The sequence below is a fragment of the Flavobacterium aquidurense genome (assembly GCF_002217195.1).
In the GTDB taxonomy this organism is placed as follows: Bacteria; Bacteroidota; Bacteroidia; order Flavobacteriales; family Flavobacteriaceae; genus Flavobacterium; species Flavobacterium frigidimaris.
Genome location: NZ_MUGR01000005.1, coordinates 13,826 through 36,191, shown reverse-complemented (window position 1 = coordinate 36,191; position 22,366 = coordinate 13,826). Strand labels below are relative to the sequence as shown.

The 22,366-nt window shown below is 34.2% G+C and carries 21 protein-coding genes; 9 read left to right on the top strand and 12 right to left on the bottom strand.

All coding sequences use genetic code 11. From position 1 onward, the window contains the following. Window positions 1-46: 46 nt before the first annotated feature. Both B0A67_RS03750 and B0A67_RS03745 read right to left on the bottom strand, forming a co-directional pair. Window positions 47-454 carry a hypothetical protein gene (locus B0A67_RS03750; RefSeq protein WP_072956073.1) on the bottom strand — a complete coding sequence of 136 codons (408 nt, stop codon included), beginning with the start codon at window positions 452-454 and terminating at the stop codon, window positions 47-49. Between the two features lie 5 nt (window positions 455-459). Next, on the bottom strand, window positions 460-1,641 hold the full coding sequence (locus B0A67_RS03745; RefSeq protein ID WP_072956076.1) for a glycoside hydrolase family 88 protein: 1,182 nt from the start codon (window positions 1,639-1,641) through the stop codon (window positions 460-462). A 140-nt stretch (window positions 1,642-1,781) separates the two neighbouring features. On the opposite strand from B0A67_RS03745, the gene B0A67_RS03740 reads away from it, so the two are divergent. Next, on the top strand, window positions 1,782-2,153 hold the full coding sequence (locus B0A67_RS03740; RefSeq protein WP_242670918.1) for a ribosomal maturation YjgA family protein: 372 nt from the start codon (window positions 1,782-1,784) through the stop codon (window positions 2,151-2,153). 56 nt (window positions 2,154-2,209) lie between these two features. Here B0A67_RS03740 and B0A67_RS03735 read toward each other — a convergent pair whose 3' ends face one another. Beyond that, window positions 2,210-3,988: an ABC transporter ATP-binding protein gene (locus B0A67_RS03735; protein ID WP_072956082.1), complete on the bottom strand. Its 1,779-nt coding sequence runs from the start codon at window positions 3,986-3,988 to the stop codon at window positions 2,210-2,212. Window positions 3,989-4,070: 82 nt separating this feature from the next. Here B0A67_RS03735 and B0A67_RS03730 point away from each other — a divergent pair, with 82 nt between their 5' ends. The 4 genes from B0A67_RS03730 (at window position 4,071) to B0A67_RS03715 (ending at window position 9,316) form a co-directional block, all read left to right on the top strand. After that, window positions 4,071-4,649: a non-canonical purine NTP diphosphatase gene (locus B0A67_RS03730; RefSeq protein WP_072956085.1), complete on the top strand. Its 579-nt coding sequence runs from the start codon at window positions 4,071-4,073 to the stop codon at window positions 4,647-4,649. 204 nt (window positions 4,650-4,853) lie between these two features. Then, the gene (locus B0A67_RS03725; RefSeq protein ID WP_072956088.1) at window positions 4,854-6,779 is read left to right on the top strand and encodes a DEAD/DEAH box helicase; all 1,926 of its coding nucleotides are present in this window, start codon (window positions 4,854-4,856) and stop codon (window positions 6,777-6,779) included. Between the two features lie 251 nt (window positions 6,780-7,030). Then, window positions 7,031-7,804: a carboxypeptidase-like regulatory domain-containing protein gene (locus B0A67_RS03720; protein ID WP_072956091.1), complete on the top strand. Its 774-nt coding sequence runs from the start codon at window positions 7,031-7,033 to the stop codon at window positions 7,802-7,804. 201 nt (window positions 7,805-8,005) lie between these two features. Continuing rightward, on the top strand, window positions 8,006-9,316 hold the full coding sequence (locus B0A67_RS03715; RefSeq protein ID WP_084074474.1) for a DUF389 domain-containing protein: 1,311 nt from the start codon (window positions 8,006-8,008) through the stop codon (window positions 9,314-9,316). Between the two features lie 293 nt (window positions 9,317-9,609). Here B0A67_RS03715 and B0A67_RS03705 read toward each other — a convergent pair whose 3' ends face one another. After that, entirely contained in the window at window positions 9,610-11,070 is a 1,461-nt protein-coding gene (locus B0A67_RS03705; RefSeq protein ID WP_072956095.1) for an aminoacyl-histidine dipeptidase, read from the bottom strand. Between the two features lie 228 nt (window positions 11,071-11,298). Here B0A67_RS03705 and B0A67_RS03700 point away from each other — a divergent pair, with 228 nt between their 5' ends. The 3 genes from B0A67_RS03700 (at window position 11,299) to B0A67_RS03690 (ending at window position 13,702) form a co-directional block, all read left to right on the top strand. Next, a complete protein-coding gene (locus B0A67_RS03700) occupies window positions 11,299-12,360 on the top strand; it encodes a DUF3810 domain-containing protein (RefSeq protein WP_072956099.1) in 1,062 nt (353 codons plus the stop codon). Between the two features lie 206 nt (window positions 12,361-12,566). After that, window positions 12,567-13,061 (top strand): RNA polymerase sigma factor, encoded by a 495-nt coding sequence (locus B0A67_RS03695; protein ID WP_072956102.1) that lies wholly within the window; start codon window positions 12,567-12,569, stop codon window positions 13,059-13,061. Between the two features lie 8 nt (window positions 13,062-13,069). Continuing rightward, window positions 13,070-13,702 (top strand): hypothetical protein, encoded by a 633-nt coding sequence (locus tag B0A67_RS03690; protein WP_072956105.1) that lies wholly within the window; start codon window positions 13,070-13,072, stop codon window positions 13,700-13,702. An 86-nt stretch (window positions 13,703-13,788) separates the two neighbouring features. On the opposite strand, the gene B0A67_RS03685 is transcribed toward B0A67_RS03690, so the two are convergent. Further along, window positions 13,789-14,616 (bottom strand): lysophospholipid acyltransferase family protein, encoded by an 828-nt coding sequence (locus tag B0A67_RS03685; protein ID WP_072956108.1) that lies wholly within the window; start codon window positions 14,614-14,616, stop codon window positions 13,789-13,791. A 125-nt stretch (window positions 14,617-14,741) separates the two neighbouring features. Continuing rightward, on the bottom strand, window positions 14,742-15,392 hold the full coding sequence (locus B0A67_RS03680) for an NUDIX hydrolase (protein WP_072956111.1): 651 nt from the start codon (window positions 15,390-15,392) through the stop codon (window positions 14,742-14,744). Window positions 15,393-15,483: 91 nt separating this feature from the next. Here B0A67_RS03680 and B0A67_RS03675 point away from each other — a divergent pair, with 91 nt between their 5' ends. Next, window positions 15,484-15,918, top strand: a complete 435-nt coding sequence (locus B0A67_RS03675; RefSeq protein ID WP_072956114.1) for a DUF4268 domain-containing protein — start codon at window positions 15,484-15,486, stop codon at window positions 15,916-15,918. A gap of 463 nt (window positions 15,919-16,381) precedes the next feature. Here the strand turns inward: B0A67_RS03675 and B0A67_RS03670 are convergent, their stop codons facing one another. The 6 genes from B0A67_RS03670 to B0A67_RS03645 all read right to left on the bottom strand — a co-directional run bounded on the left by B0A67_RS03670 (window position 16,382) and on the right by B0A67_RS03645 (window position 22,288). Next, window positions 16,382-16,969 carry a hypothetical protein gene (locus B0A67_RS03670; protein ID WP_072956117.1) on the bottom strand — a complete coding sequence of 196 codons (588 nt, stop codon included), beginning with the start codon at window positions 16,967-16,969 and terminating at the stop codon, window positions 16,382-16,384. A gap of 48 nt (window positions 16,970-17,017) precedes the next feature. Next, window positions 17,018-17,428: a hypothetical protein gene (locus B0A67_RS03665; protein ID WP_072956120.1), complete on the bottom strand. Its 411-nt coding sequence runs from the start codon at window positions 17,426-17,428 to the stop codon at window positions 17,018-17,020. 20 nt (window positions 17,429-17,448) lie between these two features. Beyond that, a complete protein-coding gene (locus B0A67_RS03660; protein WP_072956123.1) occupies window positions 17,449-18,393 on the bottom strand; it encodes an NAD(P)H-dependent flavin oxidoreductase in 945 nt (314 codons plus the stop codon). A 12-nt stretch (window positions 18,394-18,405) separates the two neighbouring features. After that, entirely contained in the window at window positions 18,406-20,004 is a 1,599-nt protein-coding gene (locus tag B0A67_RS03655; RefSeq protein ID WP_072956127.1) for a S8 family serine peptidase, read from the bottom strand. A gap of 44 nt (window positions 20,005-20,048) precedes the next feature. Further along, window positions 20,049-21,236 (bottom strand): tRNA 2-thiouridine(34) synthase MnmA, encoded by a 1,188-nt coding sequence (mnmA, locus tag B0A67_RS03650; protein WP_072956131.1) that lies wholly within the window; start codon window positions 21,234-21,236, stop codon window positions 20,049-20,051. A 335-nt stretch (window positions 21,237-21,571) separates the two neighbouring features. Further along, on the bottom strand, window positions 21,572-22,288 hold the full coding sequence (locus B0A67_RS03645) for a toxin-antitoxin system YwqK family antitoxin (protein ID WP_072956135.1): 717 nt from the start codon (window positions 22,286-22,288) through the stop codon (window positions 21,572-21,574). Window positions 22,289-22,366: the final 78 nt, after the last annotated feature.

The window sequence follows — 22,366 nt, the reverse complement described above, 5'->3', positions numbered from 1 at the left end:
CGCTTTAAAAATAATTAAAGCGGCTTTCAATAGTGATTAATTTCAATTATTGCTGTAATAACTCCCCTACAGATTCTTTGTTTATTATTTCTTTTACGAGAACAGTATTGTCATCAGCTAAAAAATAAGCATCAAACTGAATCCCATCTTCTACAAGTTCTTTAGGAAGTTTATTATCATCTATCATTTCTTTCAACAGCTTTGGAAATGATGTATTTGCTTTTACTCTATTAGATTCATTTTGTTCTAAACTAGTTTCAAAACGCAATTCGATTTTATTGTCATTGATATAACCTCTGGCCGTTGTAAGCGTAACATCATCTGCTTTAAAACTTGCAGCCGTACTATTATAGGTCGTTACATATTCCTGAAGTTTTTGTTTTGCATTTTTACAACTTAACATCAACAGTACCAAAATGACGGTACAGGAGATTTGGATGATTCTTTTTATCATAACTTTTAGTTTTTTAGTTTTTGCAGTCTTAAAAGCGCTTCAAGATAATAATAATCTGCGTAATTTATAGCACAATCTATTTCGCTTCCGCCAGGTTTATGACCGGTTGAATGCAACAGGAAAGCTGAATTCACATCATGACTTTGATAATGATCTGAAAGCGAAACAATCATCTTTTTAGACTTTATAAGATATTCCGTTTTCAGTTTTGCCTCTTTTGTATAAGAACTCAACTCTATAAGTGCCGACGATACTATTGCAGCAGCCGAAGCATCTCTTGGTTCATTTGGAATTCCCGGTGCATTAAAATCCCAATACGGAATCAAATCTTCGGTCGTTAATCTGTCTAAATATACCCGTGCCAGTTTATGCGCAAAATCTAAAAATTGAGGATCTTTTGTTTCTCTGTACACCATTGTATAACCATATATTGCCCACGCCTGGCCTCTTGCCCACATACTGTCATCACTATAACCCTGCGCAGTCATCCCTTTAATTTTTTTGCCTGTTTCATTATCATAAATAACAACATGATAAGAACTGTGATCCGGTCTAAAATGATTGTTCATTGTCGTTTCGGCATGTTTTACGGCCATTTCATATAACTTTTTATTCCCTCCATTTTTAGAAGCCCAAAAAAGCAGTTCTAAATTCATCATATTATCAATGATTGTATTATGACCTTCATATTTATGATGAGGCCATGACAGGATCGTTCCTGTTTTTGGATTAAAAAGTGTTGCCAAAGTATCAGCGGTTTTTAAAATAATCTCTTTGTATCCTGGATTTTTTGTCAAACGGTATCCATTTCCGAAACTATTAAATATCTGAAACCCTAAATCATGATCATTTGCTTTACTAACTGACAGAGGAATTAAAAACCTACTGAATTTGTCTGCTTCTTTTTCCCATTTTTTATCTCCTGTTGCTTCATATAAATACCACAACTCCCCAGGCCAAAAACCGCTTGTCCAGTCTTTATAATCAACAAACTTCCATTCTTTGCTTCCATTAGGAACGGTTCTTGGCGATGTTCCGTCATCCGGAATTACATTTAAAGTTTTCGAAGCTTGTCTCGCACAATATTCGAGTTGTTTTTTGATGTTAAACGAGTTCTTTTTTTGAGAATAACCCATATTTCCTAATAGAAATAAGGTAAAAATAAGAGTTGCAAATCTTGTATTCATGTGGTTATTTTAATTTTAGACAGATAAATTATTTATAATTTTACGCAATTGATAAATTTATAAAATAAAGCAGACGTAACCGAATCTTTGTATTTTTGTATCCCTAAAAAAGTACTAATGATGCCGTCAAAAATCAAAATTTGAAAAAATACAGACCTTACTATTTTATTTTACTTCTCCTGATTATTTTTATGGGAATCATGTCCAGAAAAACGGATCTCATCCCATTGTATATAGGAGATTTTCTTTATGCTGTTATGATGTATGTTTTTATTCGGACACTATTGATCGAGAAAAAAAGCATTCAGATTATGATAACCTCGCTATTAATTTGCTATGCTATTGAATTTTCTCAACTCTATCAGGCAATCTGGATCAACGAACTTAGAAACACCCTTGCAGGAAGGTATACTTTGGGGCAAGGTTTTCTATGGAGTGATATTCTGGCTTATACTTTGGGGATTTCACTTACTTTTATGATTGAAAGAATGCTTTTAAAACATAAATTTTAATTGGTCTTTGACAAAGTTCAAACTTTAACAAAGAGCGCGTCGAAGGCAACAATTAACTAATCAAGAGTCTGTGTAATCTTATCAAGATTCAGGCTATTTGCCATTGCCGTAAATATCTGGTAATAGGCAGATTTATTATCGTACAATTCGTCGTGGGTTCCTTTTTCGACACATCTTCCCTGTTCTAAAACTATTATGTTTGCAGCATCAATAATCTGAGAAATACTATGTGAAATAATAATGACAGTTCTGTCTTTTTTTATCGCATCGAGAGACTTTTTAATCTGTTCTGTCGCTATGGCATCTAAGCTTGCGGTAGGTTCGTCCAGAAAAATAATGGGTGGATTTTTCAAAAACAATCTTGCAATCGCAATTCGCTGCTGCTGTCCGCCGGAAAGCAAATGCGCATCAGAATCGTAACCTTTAGGCAATTGAATTACTTGTTCATGAATATAAGCTTGTTGGGCTGCCTCTATAATTTCAGATTGTGAAGCATCTGGTTTTCCGTACAAAATGTTTTCGGCTATTGTACCTTTAAAAATATGATTCTTCTGTAATACCAGTCCAATGTTTTTTCGCAAAAAATCAGTATTGTAATCGTTTAAATCTACGCCATCCAGATATATTTTTCCGGATGAAGGCAAATAAAACTTATCCAGCAAATTGATAATTGTACTTTTTCCCGCGCCGCTTAATCCTACTAAAGCGGTAGTTTCGTTTGGTTTAATGGTAAAATTAATATCAGAAAGTGCCTTTGTTCCGTTTGGATAAACAAAATCAACATTTTTAACTTCTATAAGTCCCACAATTTTGTCAGGGATATAATCACCGCTTACCTCTTTTTCATTATCCGATTCCAGAATATCAAAAAATCCTTCAGAATAAATCAAGGCATCATTTACTTCGTCATAGATACGATGCAATTGCCTGATTGGCGCAGATACATTATTAAACAACATAATATGAAACATGATTGCGCCAATTGTCATAGTATTATTAAGAACAAAATAGGCCGTTAGAATAATGATGATCACTACTCCTATTTGCTCCACAAAACCTTTTACACTTTCAAAAATAAAACTGGTTTTTCTGGTTGCTAATTGATTTTCGGTCATTTCAAACTGAATATCCTTATGACGATCTGCTTCCATAGGTTCCCGAACAAAAGATTTAATCACCGTGATAGATTCGATTAAACTAATGATTCCGTTATTTTTAGTTTCACGATAATTACGCATCCGTCTCCTGAAACCACTCAACTTAGTAGCTTGTAACTGACTGATATAAAAATAAATCGGAATAATACATAAACTCACCAAACCCACATATACATTGGCATAAAACATAATCGCCAGGGCCACAAATGCATTTGCAAATAATGGCAGGATATCAATAAAAAAGTTCTGAACCAATCTTGTTAAACTGCTGATTCCTAAATCTATTCTGGTTTGAAGTTTTCCACTTTCGTTTTCATTAGAAGTATAAAATTCCATTCGGTAACTTAGGATTTTTTCCACTATTGCCTGCGAAATATCGCGGGTTATGAATATTCGCAGCTTTTCTCCATAAAATTTTTGTCCAAATTGCACGACAGAGTAAACCAGTTCTTTAGACAGCAAAACAATACTAATGATACCTAATAAATGAAAGCCTTTTGACAATGGTTCGTGTGCTACCATTAAATCACTAATCGAATCTACAGTATATTTTAATATCAATGCATTTACCTGAGCGGCAAACGATCCTAAAAAAGTAAGCAATAAAGTCGCAATAACCATTTTTCTGTAAGGCCTGACAAAAGGGGTTATTTTTTTATACAGTAAAGAAATCTTCATTTATTTTAATTTTTCGTCACATATCAAATATAAGAATTCTAAATTTGTGTTTAGATATCAACAACCTATAAAATATATTTTCATGCAACTGGTTTTCGCTTCAAACAACCTTAATAAGATCAAAGAAATTCAAGGTATCTTAAACGGATCGATACAATTATTAAGCCTGGAAGACATTGGCTGCCATGAAGAAATTCCTGAAACGGCGAATACTATTGAAGGAAATGCTATTTTGAAAGCGAATTACGTCACGGAAAAATATGGATATGACTGTTTTGCTGATGATACCGGTTTAGAAGTTACCGCTTTAAACGGAGAACCTGGTGTATATTCAGCCAGATATGCGGGAGAACAGCGCAATGCTGATGACAATATGAACAAGCTTCTGGAGGCTTTATCAGATAAAGAAGATCGCAGCGCTCAGTTTAAGACTGTTATTGCATTAAATTTAAAAGGAAAACAGCATTTGTTTACCGGAATCGCAAAAGGAAACATTATTTTTGAAAAAACGGGGAATCAGGGCTTTGGTTACGACCCCGTTTTTCAACCTGAAAATTATACTGAGACTTTTGCAGAACTGGCCTCAGACATTAAAAATAAGATAAGTCATCGGGCAAAAGCAACCCACCAACTAATTGATTTTCTGAATGCAGGAAAATAATTGTTTAGAATACAACATTTTAGAGCCCAAAATTTATAATTCACGACGTATTTTTCCTGAATTTTCCGGATTGTCAGAAAAAAAACATGCTACACTAAACATAACTTTTTGATAATCAAATCATAACAAATACATAATTCTTAAAATAGCATTAGTTTATCTGAATAATTAACAGTAATTTTGCACCCTATTTTAAAAATACATATGAATAAATTTGAACAATTAGGATTGAATGAATCGTTACTGAAGGCGATTTTAGATCTAGGATTTGAAAATCCGTCAGAGGTACAGGAAAAGGCGATTCCCCTATTATTAGAAAAAGACACAGATATGGTTGCGTTGGCTCAGACAGGGACAGGGAAAACGGCAGCTTTCGGTTTTCCGCTAATTCAAAAAATTGATGCTGACAACAGGAATACACAAGCATTAGTTTTATCGCCAACACGAGAACTTTGTTTACAGATTACCAACGAACTTAAAAACTACTCAAAATACGAGAAAGGTATTAATGTGGTAGCAGTTTACGGCGGGGCTAGTATTACAGAGCAAGCTAGGGACATTAAGAGAGGGGCACAAATTATTGTGGCTACTCCGGGGAGAATGCAAGACATGATCAACAGAGGTTTAGTAAACATTAAAAATATAGATTACTGTATTCTTGATGAGGCTGATGAGATGTTGAACATGGGATTCTATGAAGACATCGTATCTATTTTATCAGATACTCCAGATCAAAAAAACACATGGTTGTTCTCTGCAACTATGCCACAAGAGGTTGCCAGAATTGCAAAACAATTTATGAGCGATCCGGTTGAAATTACTGTTGGAGCTAAGAACTCAGGTTCTGCAACAGTTTCTCACGAGTTTTACTTAGTAAATGCACGTGACCGTTACGAAGCTTTGAAACGTTTAGCCGATGCAAATCCAGATATTTTCTCTGTGGTTTTCTGTCGTACTAAAAGAGATACACAAGCTGTAGCAGAAAAATTAGTTGAAGATGGATACAGCGCTGCTGCATTGCACGGAGATTTATCTCAGGCACAACGTGATGGTGTAATGAAATCTTTCCGTGGAAGACAAATTCAGATGCTTGTTGCTACTGACGTTGCTGCACGTGGTATTGATGTTGATAATATTACTCACGTAGTAAATTACCAACTTCCTGACGAAATTGAAACTTACAATCACCGTTCAGGACGTACAGGTAGAGCTGGAAAATTAGGAACTTCGATTGTAATTGTTACAAAAAGTGAGTTGCGTAAAATTTCTTCTATCGAAAGAATCATCAAACAAAAATTCGAAGAAAAAACTATTCCTTCCGGAATCGAAATCTGCGAAATTCAATTATTGCACTTAGCTAACAAAATTAAAGATACTGAAGTTGATCACGAAATTGACAACTATTTACCAGCAATCAACAATGTTCTTGAAGGTTTATCTAAAGAAGAGTTGATCAAGAAAATGGTTTCAGTAGAATTTAACCGTTTTATTGCTTACTACAAAAAGAACAGAGATATTTCATCTCAAGCCGGAGAAAGACGCGAAAGAAGTGATTCTGAACCAAGAGAATTCAATAACAACGGAGCAGTTCGTTATTTTGTAAACATAGGTTCAAGAGATAACTTCGATTGGATGACACTTAAAGATTACCTGAAAGAAACATTAGACTTAGGTCGTGATGATGTTTTCAAGGTAGATGTAAAAGAAGGTTTCTCTTTCTTTAACACTGATCCTGAGCATACTGACAAAGTAATGGAAGTATTAAACAACGTACAATTAGAAGGACGTCGTATTAATGTTGAAATTTCTAAAAATGATGGTGGCGGAAGACGTGACCATAACGGACGTTCTGGTGGCGGAAGAAGTTCTGGCGGACCAAGAAGAGAAGGTTCCGGCGGTGGAAGTTTCGGACCAAGACGTGAAGGTTCTGGTGGCGGAGGTTTCAGAAGCGACAGAAACGCTGCTCCTAGAGAAGGTGGTTTCAGAAGCGACAGAAATTCATCTGCTCCAAAAAGAGAAGGCGGTTTCAGAAGCGCAACTCCAAGAACTGAAGGAGGTTCAGACAGAGCTCCAAGACGTTCTGAAAGCTTTGGTGATTCACCAAGACCAAGAAGACCAAGAAGAGACTAATAAGTCAATATCTTAAAATACAAAATCCCAAATTCCAGACATAATTGGAATTTGGGATTTTTTTTATATTCAGAATCTTCCTGTGAATTGATGCTTCTTATAATTCAAACCACTTAGTTTATACCTCCTTGCTCCTTTTTAGCTGAATACTAAAGTAACACCTCTTGCTTTGTTAATTTTCTGATAATTATATTCGAAGACTGCGAAATATTTAATCCCTATTTAGTACTTTTAGTGCTTTAAATCAGGATATGAAATATTTCGCAGTTTTCTTTTTTACACTATTATCAGCCGTTGGTTTTGCACAAGACGTTGAGTCTACAGCACCACAAAGAGTTTCGGGTTATATCATTAACGATAACACCAAACAAGCCCTTTCTAATGTAAATATTATCAACACCAACAAAGTACGTGGTGCAAAATCCGATGCCAAAGGATATTTTGAGATCGATGTTCAGCTTAACGATACCATCCACTTTTCTATTTTAGGATTTCAATCCTTAAGAATCAGAGTAACAAATGACTGGATAAAAAATAAAGTAACCAGAATACAGCTTACTGAAAAAGCAATTGCTCTTGAAGAAGTAGTGATTGCCCCTTTTAATTTAACAGGTTATCTTGAAGTTGATTCAAAATTAATTCCTACTAAAGAAAACTATCGTTACAGTATTTCTGGTCTTACGCAAGGCTATGAAGCCGGTGAATATTCTCCAAATGCTTTTGGAAAAGTACTTGGATCTATTTTTAATCCTGCCGATGTACTCTATGGTTTCTTTGGAAAAAATGCAAAAGAACTTAAGAAACTAAAAGAAATGAGGAAGGACGATACTGTTCGAAATCTCCTTGAATCTAAATATGATCGTGAAACTGTCTCCGTACTTTTAGGCATTAGCAAAGATGAAATTCCTGAAATTCTTCAGCGTTGCAACTATTCGGAATCCTTTATACAATCTGCAAATGATTTACAGATTATGGATGCAATTAATGGCTGTTACGAACAATATAAAGTTCTAAAACGTAATTAGTTTTACACTTAAAATAAACACCTAAATCCCCAATTCTTAAGATTGGGGATTTTTTTATCTTCTAAAACTAAAGCAACACCATTTTACTGAGATTTATAATCCTTTACCTAATAAACAAAAGGTTTAGTCCTTTTTTTTGACTAAATTAGACATTGTTATTCCTATAAATTTTACTAAAAACGATAATCTTATCCTTTAGCCATGACAGATATAACTAAAAAAGTTTTAAATTTTATTGATCTTCATAAAGGCGAAGAAAATAAAAAATCGGTAATTGAAAACATAACAAGCGCCATATCCTTTAAAGGCTCAAATATTTGGATTTTGGCATGTGCTATTATTATTGCTTCTGTAGGTTTAAATGTAAACTCAACAGCCGTGATTATTGGGGCTATGCTAATTTCCCCTTTGATGGGACCAATAGTGGGTGCCGGTTTTGGGTTGGGCATGTATGATTTTGAACTTTTAAAGAAATCTTTAAAAAACTTAGTCATTGCAACCGTAGTTAGTTTAGCCACCTCTGCAATATATTTCTATATTAGCCCTTTTAAAGAAGCCCAATCAGAATTATTAGCCAGAACCTCTCCCAACATTTACGATATCTTAATTGCCTTTTTTGGAGGTCTCGTTGGTGTGATTGCAGTAACGCGTGTAGAAAAAGGAAATCCTATTCCCGGAGTAGCTATAGCAACCGCTTTGATGCCGCCGCTTTGTACAGCAGGTTATGGTTTAGCACTTGGTAATTATCTCTACTTTTTTGGCGCCATGTATCTCTATACTATTAACTGCGTCTTTATTTGTATCGCTACTTTTGTTATTGTAAAATATCTAAATTACCCTATTACGCAGCAATTAGATGTAAGACATCAAAAACGCGTTAAATACGGAATAACCATTCTAATTTTACTTTTAATTGTTCCCAGTATTTATTTTGCCTATCAGTTATACGTTCAAAAAAGTTATAATTCAAGAACTGAAGTGTTCATTCAGAAAGAATTTCTTGATAAAGATTATCCCATTATTTATAAAAAAATAAAATACAATACCGATCCAAAAAGAATTGAACTGGCTTTTTTAGCCAAAAAATTCGATGATACCGAAATCATAAATCTTAATAAAAAACTCGTCAATTATAATCTTCCAAACACAAAACTAATCATCAGGCAGGATACTGTAAATTTAAGAAAAGACATCATGAATCAGATCAACAATAATCAGAGTGTCGTAGATCAAAAGGATATTTTAATTAATAATTTACGAAATCAACTAGCCCAATATCAATTCAATAACAATCAGATTAGTAACGAAGCTAAAATACTTTTCCCCACTATTACAACTCTTACTATTGGAAATTACACCACGGAAAACGAAACTAACAAATCAAAAATAATCCCTGTTATCCTTTTTCAAAGCAAGAAAAAAGTTGACGTCGATACGAGACAAAAAATGAAAATGTGGCTAAAAACAAGACTTGAAAAAGATTCAATTGAGATATATCAGCAAAATAATTAGTTTAAACCCAAAAATAGAACCTATATTTACTTTAAAAATATGTTAACTATCTAAATCGGAATATTATGGCAAAGAGTCAGGATGCTAAAAAAACAGCAAAAAAAGAACCGTTAAAAACGGCTAAAGAAAAGAAAGAAGAAAAGAGAGAAAAGAAAAACACTCCTAAAAGAGACTAAAAAAAGTGGTCAGTGATCAGTTTTTTAGTATTCAGATTTACTGAGTGATAAAAAGTGTTCAGCTTTTTAGTTTGCAGCAATTACTGACTACTAAAAAACTGAACACTTAAATACTATTTATTTAACTGGAATATTAGACAGAATTTCTAATACAAATTTCCAATATTTCTGAGCTGAAGAGATACTCGCTCTTTCATCCGGAGAGTGCGCACCGTGAATTGTTGGTCCAAAAGAAATCATATCCATTTCAGGATAATTTGTTCCAAGGATCCCACATTCCAAACCAGCGTGACAAGCCACAACTTTAGGCTTTTCGTTATTTTGTTTTTCATAAATACCAACCAAAGTATCTAATATTTCAGAATTTACATTTGGCGTCCATCCCGGATATGACCCCGAAAGCTCTACTTCGCAACCTACCAATTCAAAAGCAGAACGCAACGCATTCGCTAAATCAAATTTTGAAGTTTCTACAGAAGAACGTGTTAAGCATCCAATAGATATTTCTCCGTCTTTTATGATAACCCTTGCAATATTATTCGAAGTTTCAACCAAATCAGCCATATCAGCACTCATCCTGTAAACACCGTTATGAGCAGCATAAATAGCACGAATAATTCCTTCCTGAACACCTAAATCCATTACTTTTGATGGCGTATCGCATTTTACGATCTCAATAGATAAATTAGGTTCCGTTGTTTTATATTCTGTTTTAATATCATTGATGATTTCCTGCATATCAAAAATATACGCCTCATCAAACATTTCAGAAATAATTACTTTTGCAACACTTTCTCTTGGAATCGCATTTCGTAAACTTCCTCCATTAATTTCTGCTACCTGCAAACCAAAGTTTTCAAAAGCATCAAACAACAAACGGTTCATGATTTTATTCGCATTCCCTAAACCTTTATGAATATCCATTCCTGAATGACCACCATTTAACCCTTTTACGGTAATAATATGCCCTACAGATCCTTCCGGAACTTCTTCTTCATGATAGCTTCTCGTAGCCGTTACATCAATTCCTCCAGCGCAACCAATATCAATTTCATCATCTTCTTCTGTATCTAAATTCAACAGAATCTGTCCCTGAAGAATTCCTCCTTTTAAGTTTAAAGCTCCGGTCATTCCGGTTTCCTCATCAATTGTAAACAAAGCCTCGATCGCAGGATGCGGAATGTCTTTACTTTCTAAAATAGCCATAATTGTCGCTACTCCTAACCCGTTGTCTGCACCAAGTGTTGTTCCGCGAGCGCGAACCCAGTCACCATCAACATACATATCAATTCCCTGGGTATCAAAATCAAAAACAGTATCTGCATTTTTTTGGTGCACCATATCAAGATGTCCCTGCATAACAATTGCTTTACGGTTTTCCATTCCCGGAGTTGCCGGTTTTCTGATAATTACATTTCGAATATCGTCTTCAAAAGTTTCTAAACCTAAGCTGTTTCCAAAGTTTTTCATAAACTCGATCACACGTTCTTCTTTCTTTGAAGGACGAGGAACTGCATTTAAATCGGCAAACTTATTCCATAGCACTTTAGGCTCCAGATTTCTTATTTCTTGACTCATTATATTTTGTTTGAAGTTTAACAATTAAGAACTTCAAAGTTACAAAGTTTATATTTTTTTTCGCCACGAATTTCACGAATTAGCACTAATCTTAATGAAATTAAAATACAATTTCACAAATGCTATTCTGTTTTGTAAAATTATAAACTAAAAATTAATGAAAGTTCGCGAAATTCGTAGCTCACTTTTTTTAATTGTATTTATATTTACCTTTCCAAAATTAAAATTGTGAAATCAAAATACATCTTACCTTTATTTTTTCTTCTACAAATCATTCTTTTAAAGATTCTTCCCTATTTTCCGGAATTCATAGAAAGCTTTTACAGCAACGGACTATATCTAAAGATCTCTCATTTTTCAAGAATCGTTTTCGGCAAAATTCCGTTTTCAATTGGCGATTGCCTCTATTCTGTTTTGATTTTGTTCCTGATTCGATGGATTTGGAAAACGAGAAAAACATGGAAAACACAATGGAAAGATAATCTTCTTCAGGCTCTTAGTGTGCTTGCTATATTTTACTTTTTCTTCCATTTGCTTTGGGCACTGAACTATTACAGAGAACCTCTTTTTGAAAAAATGAAAATTCAAAGAGAATATACTGACGCTGAATTACTCGCTTTTACAAAAAAACTTATTGCCAAAACAAACGAAATTCAGTTTCAGATAACTAAAAAAGACAGCGCTAAAATCGTTTTTCCGTATTCTCAAAATCAGGCTTTCCAAATGAATTTAAGCGGTTATGAAAATCTGGCAATTGAATATCCTTATTTTAAATACGAAATCCCAAGCATCAAGAAATCACTTTTCAGCCTCCCTCTTACCTATATGGGTTTTGGCGGTTATTTGAATCCGTTTACGAATGAAGCCCAGGTAAATGATTTATTGCCAATGTACAATTTCCCTGTTACGAGCTGTCACGAAATGGCACACCAAATGGGTTATGCCAGCGAAAGTGAATGTAATTTTATTGGTGTTCTCGCTTCTGTCAGAAATCAAAATTTATATTATCAGTATTCCGGATATAGCTTTGCACTTCGCTATTGTTTGGGAATCTGGCAGGCAAAAGACGAAAAAACATTCAAAAAACTAAAGAGCACCGTGCATATTGGTATTCTGAAAAATTACCAGGAAAGTCAGGATTTCTGGAAACAATATGATACTTTTATAGATAAAGGATTCCACGTTTTTTATGATAATTTCTTAAAAACAAATAATCAAAAAGATGGTATGGAAGGATATAGCAAATTTGTAGACCTCATGGTGAATTATTACAAAACGCGGGAATTATAAAAATTAATCAGGGATATAACGGGTTAAATGGATTTACACCGATATTTTTCTGCCGCTCCCGATAGCTATCGGGATAAAAGAATTAATCCCTAATTAAATTTTTGAAAGCTGGAAAATCTTTAAAAAAATTACCGTGATAGCTATCGGGAGCTTAAAAAAATTAAAAATTATTGTAACAAAAGTGATTTCAGCACTACTAACAGATTATGAGCGAAAATCTAGAACAGTCATTTGTTGTGCAATTGCAGGCAAATCAGAATATAATCCACAAGATTTGTAGATTATATACTGCTGGCGAAGATGCTCACAAAGACTTGTTTCAGGAAATTACCATTCAGTTATGGAAAGCTTATCCTAAATTTCGGGGCGATAGTAAATTTTCGACCTGGACATATCGTGTCGCTTTAAATACTGCGATCACCTTATACCGAAAAACCAAAAGAACCATATCAACCGTTGAGTATGAAAGTCATCAGCATTTTGTAAAAGATGTTGATTACAATTATGAAGAAGAAGAACAGATTAAATTGATGTACAAAGCAGTTTATCAGCTTAATGACATCGAAAAAGCATTAGTTTTTATGTATTTAGAAGACAAAGATTATCAGGAAATAGCTGAAACCTTAGGAATCAGTGAAGTGAATGCACGTGTGAAAATGAACAGAATTAAAGGGAAACTTAAAAAAATACTAAATCCTTAAAAATTATTATGAAAGAACTGGATTTACTAAAAAAAGACTGGAAAAAGAACGAAAATTCTTTTGAACAAATTTCTGAAAAGGACATCTATAAAATGATACATAAAAAATCTTCTTCTATCGTAAGGTGGATTTTGATTATTAGCATTTTGGAAGTTTTACTCTGGACATTTTCTAATTTATTCATTAATACGGATGATGTTTTAAAAAGAATGAACCATCCTGAAATTGTATTGATTCTGGAGTACCTAACCTATATCAATTATATTATTGTATTAATTTTTATTTTTGTTTTTTATAAAAACTACAGAACTATTTCTACTACTGTAGCAACAAAATCTTTAATGGGTGCAATTTTAAAAACCAGAAAAACGGTACAGTATTATGTATGGTATAATTTGGGGATGATCATTGTCTCGACTATATTGAGCTTCTTTGTTGGCTTTGTTTACAATCCTGACATGGCATTTTTGAGAGAAAAATTAGCTGCCAACGGAAAAACAATGCTGGTATCTGCAGGGATTTTAATTCTGATAATACTAGGCTTCTTCGGGATATTCTGGTGCTTTTACAGACTGCTCTACGGAACTTTATTACGTAGATTATATGCAAACTATAAGGAGTTGAAAAAGATAGATATTTAAATAATGTAAGTTGAAGAGTGGCACAGGTTCAAAGTTTTTTTCCATCTCAATTAAAAACCGGAAAACTAAAACAACTTTTTTAAAGTCTAATTTTCTTCTGATGCCTTATAACTCCATCTTCTCATTTCATTAAGTTCTTCCTCTACTTTGATTTCTTCGGCGGGAATAACTTTCAGGAATGATGGATGCTGCTCTATAGCATATTCTACTTTTTCAACGATTTGTTCGATTGTATCGTTTTCATAGTCAATATCAAGAGGTTCTTTGATGATAAAAGACTGTAGAATTCCTTTTTTCTTCATTCGTAATCCTTTTTTATCAAACGAACGGCGGAAACCGTCAATAACAATCGGGATTACAATGGGTTTGTGCTGTTTAATGATATGTGCTGTTCCTTTACGAACCGGTTTAAACGATTTTGTCGTTCCCTGAGGAAACGTAATTACCCAACCGTCTTCAAGGGCAATTCTAATATTTTCAGTATCATTTGGGTTAACATCTCTTTTTTCTGTAACATCAACACCTTTTGCACGCCAGGTTCTTTCGACCGTAATTGCTCCAACATAAGCTAAAATTCTTGGCAACAAACCTGCCTGCATGGTTTCTTTGGCCGCAACATAATAAATATTCATCTTTGGCTGCCACAGATAACCAATATTCTTAATAGTATCCTGACGTCCGCTTAAACTTGCGTTAAACACGTGAAACATGGCAACAACATCTGCAAAATAAGTCTGATGATTGGATATAAACAAAACATTCGTATCCGGAAGCGTCTTAATAATTTCAGATCCTTCGATCTGCAAATCGTTAAAACCCCTGTATCTTCTATGAGTCATGGAACCCAAAATACGGATTAACCATTTCTTGATGAATAATATATGTCCGAAAGGATTTCGTTTAAACAATCCCATAGCTGTGTATTGTGTTTTTTTGTTATCACGCAAACATACAAAAATTATTCTTTTAGCTGTACTATAAAGCAATTTCGCAAATAAATTGATAGTATCATGAATATCAAATTGTTATTTTTTTGATTTTATGATTTTCCGTCAAAAGTTATTTTCAAAACATCTCTCAGTTCACTTAAAATCATTGCGGTTGCTCCCCAAACAATATGATTTTGAATATTAAATGCAGGAACTGAAACATTATTAGCGTAAGAAGTTGACAATGTGGCTTCGATAATGATTTCATCGTTTAAAAAAACAGAAAGCGGCAATTCTATTATATCGGCTACTTCTCTGATATCCGGATAAAACGAAAGTTCTTCTTTTGAAATTCCTAAATATGGATGCACCAAAAAGTTACTTGGCGGAATGTACATTGGGGTAAATTGTTTGATCACTTCTATTTTTTCCGGAGCAACACCTACTTCTTCATGTGTTTCCCGCAGCGCTGTTTCCTCATAATCCGCATCTGTAGTTTCATACTTGCCACCGGGAAAAGCAATTTGAGCCGAATGAACGCCGTTGTAAGCGTTCCTGACAATTAAAACCAAATGAACTTTTCCGTCTTTTGGATAAAACAACATCATAACAGCAGCAATTCTGGGATTCTGCTGTTTCAAATCCAGATTTTTCAAGGATTCCATGCGTTCTTTTGGAGCCATTTTCATGTGCGATGCAAATGCCGGTAGTTCAACCGGAATTAAATCAGGAACATATTGCAAAAAATCTTGAAAATCCATATTCAAAGTTTATTTTTGTATTTTCAAATAAAATATAAATATAGTTTAGAAAACGCGTTTCTACAAGCTTTCTAAAACCAAACCCATAAAAATGTACAGCAAAGAAGAATCACAAAAAATAAAAAGAGAATTTTGGGTGGCTTTCGCCGAAAAATATCCACGTAAATGGGTGCTTTATGATACGAAGATCAAGGATTTCTCTTTTAAATTTTATGTCGACAATAAAAAAGCACAGGTTTTAGTCGATATTGAACAAAGAAGCGATGAAAAACGAAATGCTTATTTTGAAAAACTGGAAGCTTTAAAAAATATTCTGGAAGAGGAATTTATCAAAGATCTTGTTTTCGAAAAAAACTATACGCTCGAAAGTGGCAAAACAATTAGTAGAATCTGGATCGAAATAACAGGTGTAGGTTTTAGCAACCGCAATAATTGGGATACTATTTTTGATTTCTTTTTCGAAAAAATGAATGCTTTAGAAATGTTTTATCTGGAGTATGATGATTTTATTAAAGATATTTCTTAGAGTTACTAAGGTTCTGAGATGCTAAGGTTCTAAGATTTCATATACCAAACCCAACAGGTTTAAAAAACTGTTGGGTTTATATTTTGAAACTTTATTCTCCTTTTATATACCTATTTTCTGAAACAACAGTATCAAAATAAAGATTGTAGCAAGTCGATAATAGTTGATCCAACCTTCTTTCTTTTTTTGATCTTTAGAAGCATTTTCGCTGTACTTATACCACGAATATCCATTGTATAGCAAGATCAATATATAAAGTCCTATTAACAAATTACTCCAAATCATAACGTCTTATCTTTTATATTAATATCAAAATATTATTTAAATTTCGTTATTCAAATTTATGCCGTTTTTTAAAATTGTCTTAGTCGAAAACCGGGTATTATCATCTCTCCAGGATATTAAGTAAGTTTTTTTTAGCAAACCCGACAGGTTTGGTTAAACCGTTGGGGTTTTGTTACTATTATTCCTTAATTGTTATTTTGGGTAACTCTTGTGATGTCATTACATTTAACAAATCTGTTCTGTCGTTTTTCAAGTTTTTAAGAAAGGATGTTATTTTATCATCATAACTTCTTTTTGAATAGGCATAAATAAGCAATGCTTTTTTATTGTTTTTTAATTCTATCTGTTTGTAGCGATAAACTATAAATTCTACTATATCAATTTTATCGTTTTTTCCTGAACTTAATAAGCAATCTAAAATACTTTCTTTTCCGTCCGGACTTTTTATCACACTAAAATTGCTCACTTTATCCGTTTCTTTTCTTTTGTTGAGTTCACTTACTTTTTGACTTATTGCATCATCAACAGAAAGATCCGTTACAAAAACATGAATCGTAAGTAATTGATTAAAATGTTCTACTGTTTCATTTTTAGGAAGATATTCCTGGGCATAATAATTGTCTTTTGGATGGGCCGTCCATGCCAGAGAAAATTTTGTTTTATTGAATTCGATCGGTCCTTTTACTCCTATCCTTTCAACCGGTTCTTCATTTATTGTTGAAAACGACATTAATAAAACAGCTGCCAGACAAAGCATTTTTTTCATTTTTTTTGAGTTTAGTAAAGAGTGAATCTTAGTATCGGTACTGTTTATTTAAACACTAAAAATATTATAAACAATAATATGATCGTCGTAATTAATATAAAGCTGTTTGCGATAATCTTGTTTTTTACGGGTAATGATAGAGAGTTTGCACTCTCTGCCGTCATTGTCTTTACACATAAAAGAATACACAATATCTGTATCGTTTTCTTCGCGTTCGATATAATCCTCAATATTAAAAAGCTGTATTTCCTGCGAGTACACTACAATTCTGTGTTTATTGGTATCCAAAATTACCGATAGTTTGACTGAATCAAGGTTCGACCATTCGCCCCATTTTCCTCTTTCATTTTTCTCTAAAACACTAAAACCCGATGTCTTAAATTGATAAGTCTGACTATAACTTTGGTGCAAACCAAGCGTTAAAAAAAATACTATTAAGTAGGTACGTAGAGAATTCATATATTATTTGATGCAGATAATTAAAATTCAAATTTAGACTTTTCCTGACAAGCAAATTCAAAATCAGCGATCATTTCCTGAACAATTTGCTTTACGGGCAAAATTTCATGAATTAATCCTGCAATTTGTCCTATTTCTAGTTCCCCTTCTTCAAGATCTCCTTCAAACATTCCTTTTTTAGCTCTTGCTCTGCCCAAAAGCTGTACTAAACCCTCTTTTGAAGGGCATTTTTCGTACAAATCCTGAACATCATTGTAGAACTTATTTTTAATCAGGCGCACCGGTGCCAATTCTTTTAATGTCAATTGCGTATCGCCTTCTTTTACAGCAATGATTTTTTGTTTGAAATTATCATGAGAAGATGATTCTAAAGATGCAGCAAAACGGCTTCCAACCTGAACACCATCTGCACCTAAAATCATAGCAGCAAGCATTCCGCGTCCCGTTGCAATTCCGCCGGCAGCAATAATCGGGATTTTAATTTTTTCTTTTACCATTGGGATCAAAGTCAATGTCGTGGTTTCATCACGTCCGTTATGTCCTCCAGCTTCAAAACCTTCGGCCACAATTGCATCGACTCCCGCTTCTTGTGCTTTTAGAGCAAAAACACTGCTGCTCACCACATGCACCACCGTAATTCCTTTTTCTTTCAAAAAAGAAGTCCATGTTTTAGGATTTCCTGCCGAAGTAAAAACGATTTTCACTCCTTCATCGATCACAATATTCATGATTTCTTCGATATTGGGATACAACATCGGAATGTTTACCCCAAAAGGTTTATTGGTTGCTTTTTTACATTTCTGAATATGTTCCCGCAATACTTCCGGATACATCGATCCTGCGCCAATAAGTCCTAAACCTCCTGCATTACTTACAGCAGAAGCTAATTTGTAACCGCTATTCCAAATCATTCCGCCTTGAATAATTGGATACTTTATATCAAAAAGTTGTGTGATTTTATTCATTCAAAAATGCTATTATTGTTTGATTATTTTTCCTGTTTTGTGCAAGCCATCGGCCTCAAAAGTATAAAAATAGAGCCCGCTTTTTAAACCTTCAACAGAAAGAATTGGATTTTGTTTCGTAATTTGTTTCTCTATCAGCTTTTGCCCTAAAACGGAGTAAACTGAAACGGAAGCTAAAGCTGTCTCAAATAAAAATGAAACGGTTGTCCGGGCAGGATTTGGAAATACTAAAAAAACGGAAGAAGAGTTCAAAGTCTCCGCCTCTAAAGTCAATCCGAAATCAGGGATTCCATAACCGTAATTATTATCAGGAGCAGTGTATCTGTCTGAAGACTGAAGTACCATTTGCCTGATTTCTTTATTGCTTTTCAATGAAAAAGCCTGCCACAAACAGGCAATCATTCCGGCAATAATTGGACAAGAAAAGGAAGTTCCGTTTGCTGTTACAATATTCCCTGCCGAATTCGAAACCATTGCGGGACCGCCTTGCGCCATAACATCCGGTTTTATTCGATTATCGAAACTTGGTCCAATTGAGCTACTAGACGATTTTACTTTTGAAGACGTAACAGAACCTACCGTAATTACTGACACGACATCAGCTGGTCCGCCAATATGAGGCTCGGCAGTATTTCCTTCATTTCCTGCTGAAGCCACTACAATTATTCCTTTACTAAAAGCAATTTCGGCACCACGCGAAATAAAATTTGTTGCGCCATCCATATCGCTATAAGTGTGCGTATAATCAGGATTATCAAATTCAAAATAACCCAGTGACGATGTGATAATATCGACTCCTAAACTGTCTGCTTTTTCTGCTGCCTCAACCCAATACGATTCTTCTACAGGATTCTCTGCAGGATCATATTCGGTTATAAATAAACAATACGAAGCATCAGGAGCAGTGCCTATAAGGGCATTTTCTGTATAAGCGCCCATGGTCGAAAGTACCATCGTTCCGTGATCGTCACCTGTATAAAAATTGTCGTTTCTGTTGACAAAATCATAACCGCCTAAAATCTGATGATTATCGATGAGTTTTTTAAACGGCTGTGCAGTATTTACACCAGGAAAACCCGCATCTAAAACGGCAATAATTTTACCTGTTCCTGTATAATTCTTTTGATGTAAAACCTGTCCGTTAAGCATTTGAACCTGATTGGCAGATGATCCATACACATAATCAGCCTTATTTTTAAGTGGCTTCTCCGTTTTTAAAACCTCATTATTCATCACCTTTTTAGAGGTAGAATTCAAAGTTTTATTGGCAAAAACTACTTTATCTACAAATGATAAGGATTTTAGAGCGGAAATATTCGATTGCGTTCCCCGAATATGAAGTGCATTGAGCCATTTAGACTGTGCCATTATCGTTATTCCTGCACTCAGTCTGACCTGACTTACATACTTTTTTTCTACGGGAACATCTGTAAAATCTAAGGCAATATTTTGATTGGATCTGCGCTCTAAAGCACGCACGGAAAGCATCTGTGACGGAGTATCAAAATATGTTTGTGCATTAGGTTTGCCTTTAAAATAAACCCAGGCATCTTCTTGCGAAAACATCACAGAAGAAAACGCCAGCAAAACAATCATAAAATAACACTTCATAGTTTACTTTTTCAAAAGTCAAAACCTTTGTAAAAAGTATAAAGCTAAGAAATTACTCCCGAACCAACTAATTCGTTCTCTAAATACCAGGCTACAAACTGACCGTCTGTTATTGCCGATTGCGGTTCATCAAACTGAACGTACATTCCGTCTTGAAATTGGTGTAAAGTTGCTTTTTGCAAAGGCTGGCGGTAACGAATTCTCGCCATTACTTCCATACTTTCACCAACTTTTAAAGTCATATCAGTACGAATCCAGTGTACTTCAGATTTTTCAACAAACAATGCTTTTTTAAACAAACCAGGATGCAGACTTGTTAAACCGGTATAAATTGTATTGGTTTCAACATCTGTAGCAATAATAAATAACGGATCTGTTGTTCCGCCTACATTCAGTCCTTTTCGTTGTCCTGTCGTAAAATAATGTGCTCCCTGATGTTTACCTACTACTTTACCCATTGTTGGAAGATAATCACGCTTTTTTGCCTCTGATTTTAATTCCTCTTCAAATGATACTCCAACAGGTTTTTCGATAGTATAAATTGGATCATTTTTATCAATCTGTACAATCCTACCTTCTTTAGGCTGCAATTTTTGCTGCAGAAATTCCGGCAAACGTACTTTTCCGATAAAACATAATCCTTGAGAATCTTTCTTTTCAGCCGTTACCAAATCCATTTCAGCAGCGATTTCACGTACCTCCGGTTTTGTTAAAGCCCCAATTGGGAATAAAGATTTCGCCAATTGCTCCTGTGACAACTGACATAAAAAATACGATTGATCTTTATTGTTGTCTTCACCGGCAATCAATTGATACACTGGCTTTCCATCAACTTCAATTTCATTTTTTTGACAATAGTGTCCTGTTGCCACATAATCAGCCCCAAGACTTAAGGCAATTTTCATGAAAACATCAAATTTGATTTCGCGGTTACAAAGTACGTCAGGATTTGGAGTTCTCCCTTTTTCGTATTCGTTGAACATATAATCAACGATTTTTTCCTTGTATTCCTCACTCAAATCGACAGTCTGAAACGGTATTCCGAGTTTTTCAGCCACTAATAATGCATCATTGCTATCTTCTAACCACGGACATTCATTAGAAATAGTAACCGAGTCATCATGCCAGTTTTTCATAAAAAGGCCAATAACTTCGTATCCTTGCTGTTGCAATAAATAAGCAGCAACACTCGAATCTACTCCACCGGAAAGTCCAACAACTACACGTTTCATTCTAAATCGTTTATATTTTAACAAGGGTGCAAAGATAAGTCCTATTTTTGATAATTGTGACAGTTTTGATTAGTTTATATAATGCCATAGTAGATAAAATTGATTGCTTTTTTAATAATCAATAAAGAGGCAAAACCAGAATCAAAAAAATCGTCCCTAAAGTTCGCTTAAACCCATTTGATCAGAGTACTAGAAAATCAAAAATAGTTTCCCACAAATTTCACTAATTTTTCTTCCCACAGTAGTAATCAATTACCAATTCGTAAAATTACGTCACCTGTTCGCAATCGCTCGGATCATGATAAAAAAAAGTCCGCTTAGCGGACTTATAAAATTCATTGCGTTTTCGGTTTCGAATCAACCTGATAACTACTTTTAGGATCACTCATGTTCACTTCTTTGGTCAATTTACCTTTTAGGTAAAATTGCCACATATTTGCTTTTTTTCCGTTTACAAACTTTCCTTTTGAAGCTACAACTCCATCGGCATCATAAAAAACAGCATCCCCGTTGTATTCATTATTCTTATAAGTCGTTTGCTCTAAAAGAGTTCCGTTTTGTCCGTATTTTTTATATATCCCTTCTTTCGAACCATTGATATAATTCATTTCCTCAGCGATTTTAGCGTTCGGATAATACACGGTTCTTAGTCCTTCTAACTTTCCTTTTTTATAATTTTCAAGTGTCATAACGACTTTCGAAGCTTTATGATAGTACTTCCATTCGCCTTCGCGGGCTTTCCCAATTTCTTTTCCTTCACTGACTTTATTCTTACTCTGATCATAAAAAATAGTATACGAGCTACCGTCATTTGCGGTAAAATCACGAGTGGCAATAACATCTCCTTTTTTAGTGTCATCAAAAAACTTAAACACACCGGTTTCTTTTCCATGATCAAAAGTCCCTTCGTAACGCGGACGTTTAGAAACTTCATAAATCCCTTTCCATACGCCATCTTTTTTTCCGGCTGCATCTGATTTATTAAAATCCTGTGCTGATACCAGAACAGCATTTAAAAAAAGTAATCCAATTAATATTTTTCTATAAATCATTGATTTGAATTTTAAGCTTTAACGAAAATGACTCTTATAAAGTATATTTTAGATAAAAAAAAATCCCGATGACTCGAG

Bases quoted from the DNA above. Each gene is read 5' to 3' on its own strand.
- B0A67_RS03750 (WP_072956073.1), bottom strand. From the start codon at position 454: ATGATAAAAAGAATCATCCAAATCTCCTGTACCGTCATTTTGGTACTG.
- B0A67_RS03745 (WP_072956076.1), bottom strand. From the start codon at position 1,641: ATGAATACAAGATTTGCAACTCTTATTTTTACCTTATTTCTATTAGGA.
- B0A67_RS03735 (WP_072956082.1), bottom strand. From the start codon at position 3,988: ATGAAGATTTCTTTACTGTATAAAAAAATAACCCCTTTTGTCAGGCCT.
- B0A67_RS03730 (WP_072956085.1), top strand. From the start codon at position 4,071: ATGCAACTGGTTTTCGCTTCAAACAACCTTAATAAGATCAAAGAAATT.
- B0A67_RS03725 (WP_072956088.1), top strand. From the start codon at position 4,854: ATGAATAAATTTGAACAATTAGGATTGAATGAATCGTTACTGAAGGCG.
- B0A67_RS03720 (WP_072956091.1), top strand. From the start codon at position 7,031: ATGAAATATTTCGCAGTTTTCTTTTTTACACTATTATCAGCCGTTGGT.
- B0A67_RS03715 (WP_084074474.1), top strand. From the start codon at position 8,006: ATGACAGATATAACTAAAAAAGTTTTAAATTTTATTGATCTTCATAAA.
- B0A67_RS03705 (WP_072956095.1), bottom strand. From the start codon at position 11,070: ATGAGTCAAGAAATAAGAAATCTGGAGCCTAAAGTGCTATGGAATAAG.
- B0A67_RS03695 (WP_072956102.1), top strand. From the start codon at position 12,567: ATGAGCGAAAATCTAGAACAGTCATTTGTTGTGCAATTGCAGGCAAAT.
- B0A67_RS03690 (WP_072956105.1), top strand. From the start codon at position 13,070: ATGAAAGAACTGGATTTACTAAAAAAAGACTGGAAAAAGAACGAAAAT.
- B0A67_RS03685 (WP_072956108.1), bottom strand. From the start codon at position 14,616: ATGGGATTGTTTAAACGAAATCCTTTCGGACATATATTATTCATCAAG.
- B0A67_RS03680 (WP_072956111.1), bottom strand. From the start codon at position 15,392: ATGGATTTTCAAGATTTTTTGCAATATGTTCCTGATTTAATTCCGGTT.
- B0A67_RS03675 (WP_072956114.1), top strand. From the start codon at position 15,484: ATGTACAGCAAAGAAGAATCACAAAAAATAAAAAGAGAATTTTGGGTG.
- B0A67_RS03670 (WP_072956117.1), bottom strand. From the start codon at position 16,969: ATGAAAAAAATGCTTTGTCTGGCAGCTGTTTTATTAATGTCGTTTTCA.
- B0A67_RS03665 (WP_072956120.1), bottom strand. From the start codon at position 17,428: ATGAATTCTCTACGTACCTACTTAATAGTATTTTTTTTAACGCTTGGT.
- B0A67_RS03660 (WP_072956123.1), bottom strand. From the start codon at position 18,393: ATGAATAAAATCACACAACTTTTTGATATAAAGTATCCAATTATTCAA.
- B0A67_RS03655 (WP_072956127.1), bottom strand. From the start codon at position 20,004: ATGAAGTGTTATTTTATGATTGTTTTGCTGGCGTTTTCTTCTGTGATG.
- mnmA (WP_072956131.1), bottom strand. From the start codon at position 21,236: ATGAAACGTGTAGTTGTTGGACTTTCCGGTGGAGTAGATTCGAGTGTT.
- B0A67_RS03645 (WP_072956135.1), bottom strand. From the start codon at position 22,288: ATGATTTATAGAAAAATATTAATTGGATTACTTTTTTTAAATGCTGTT.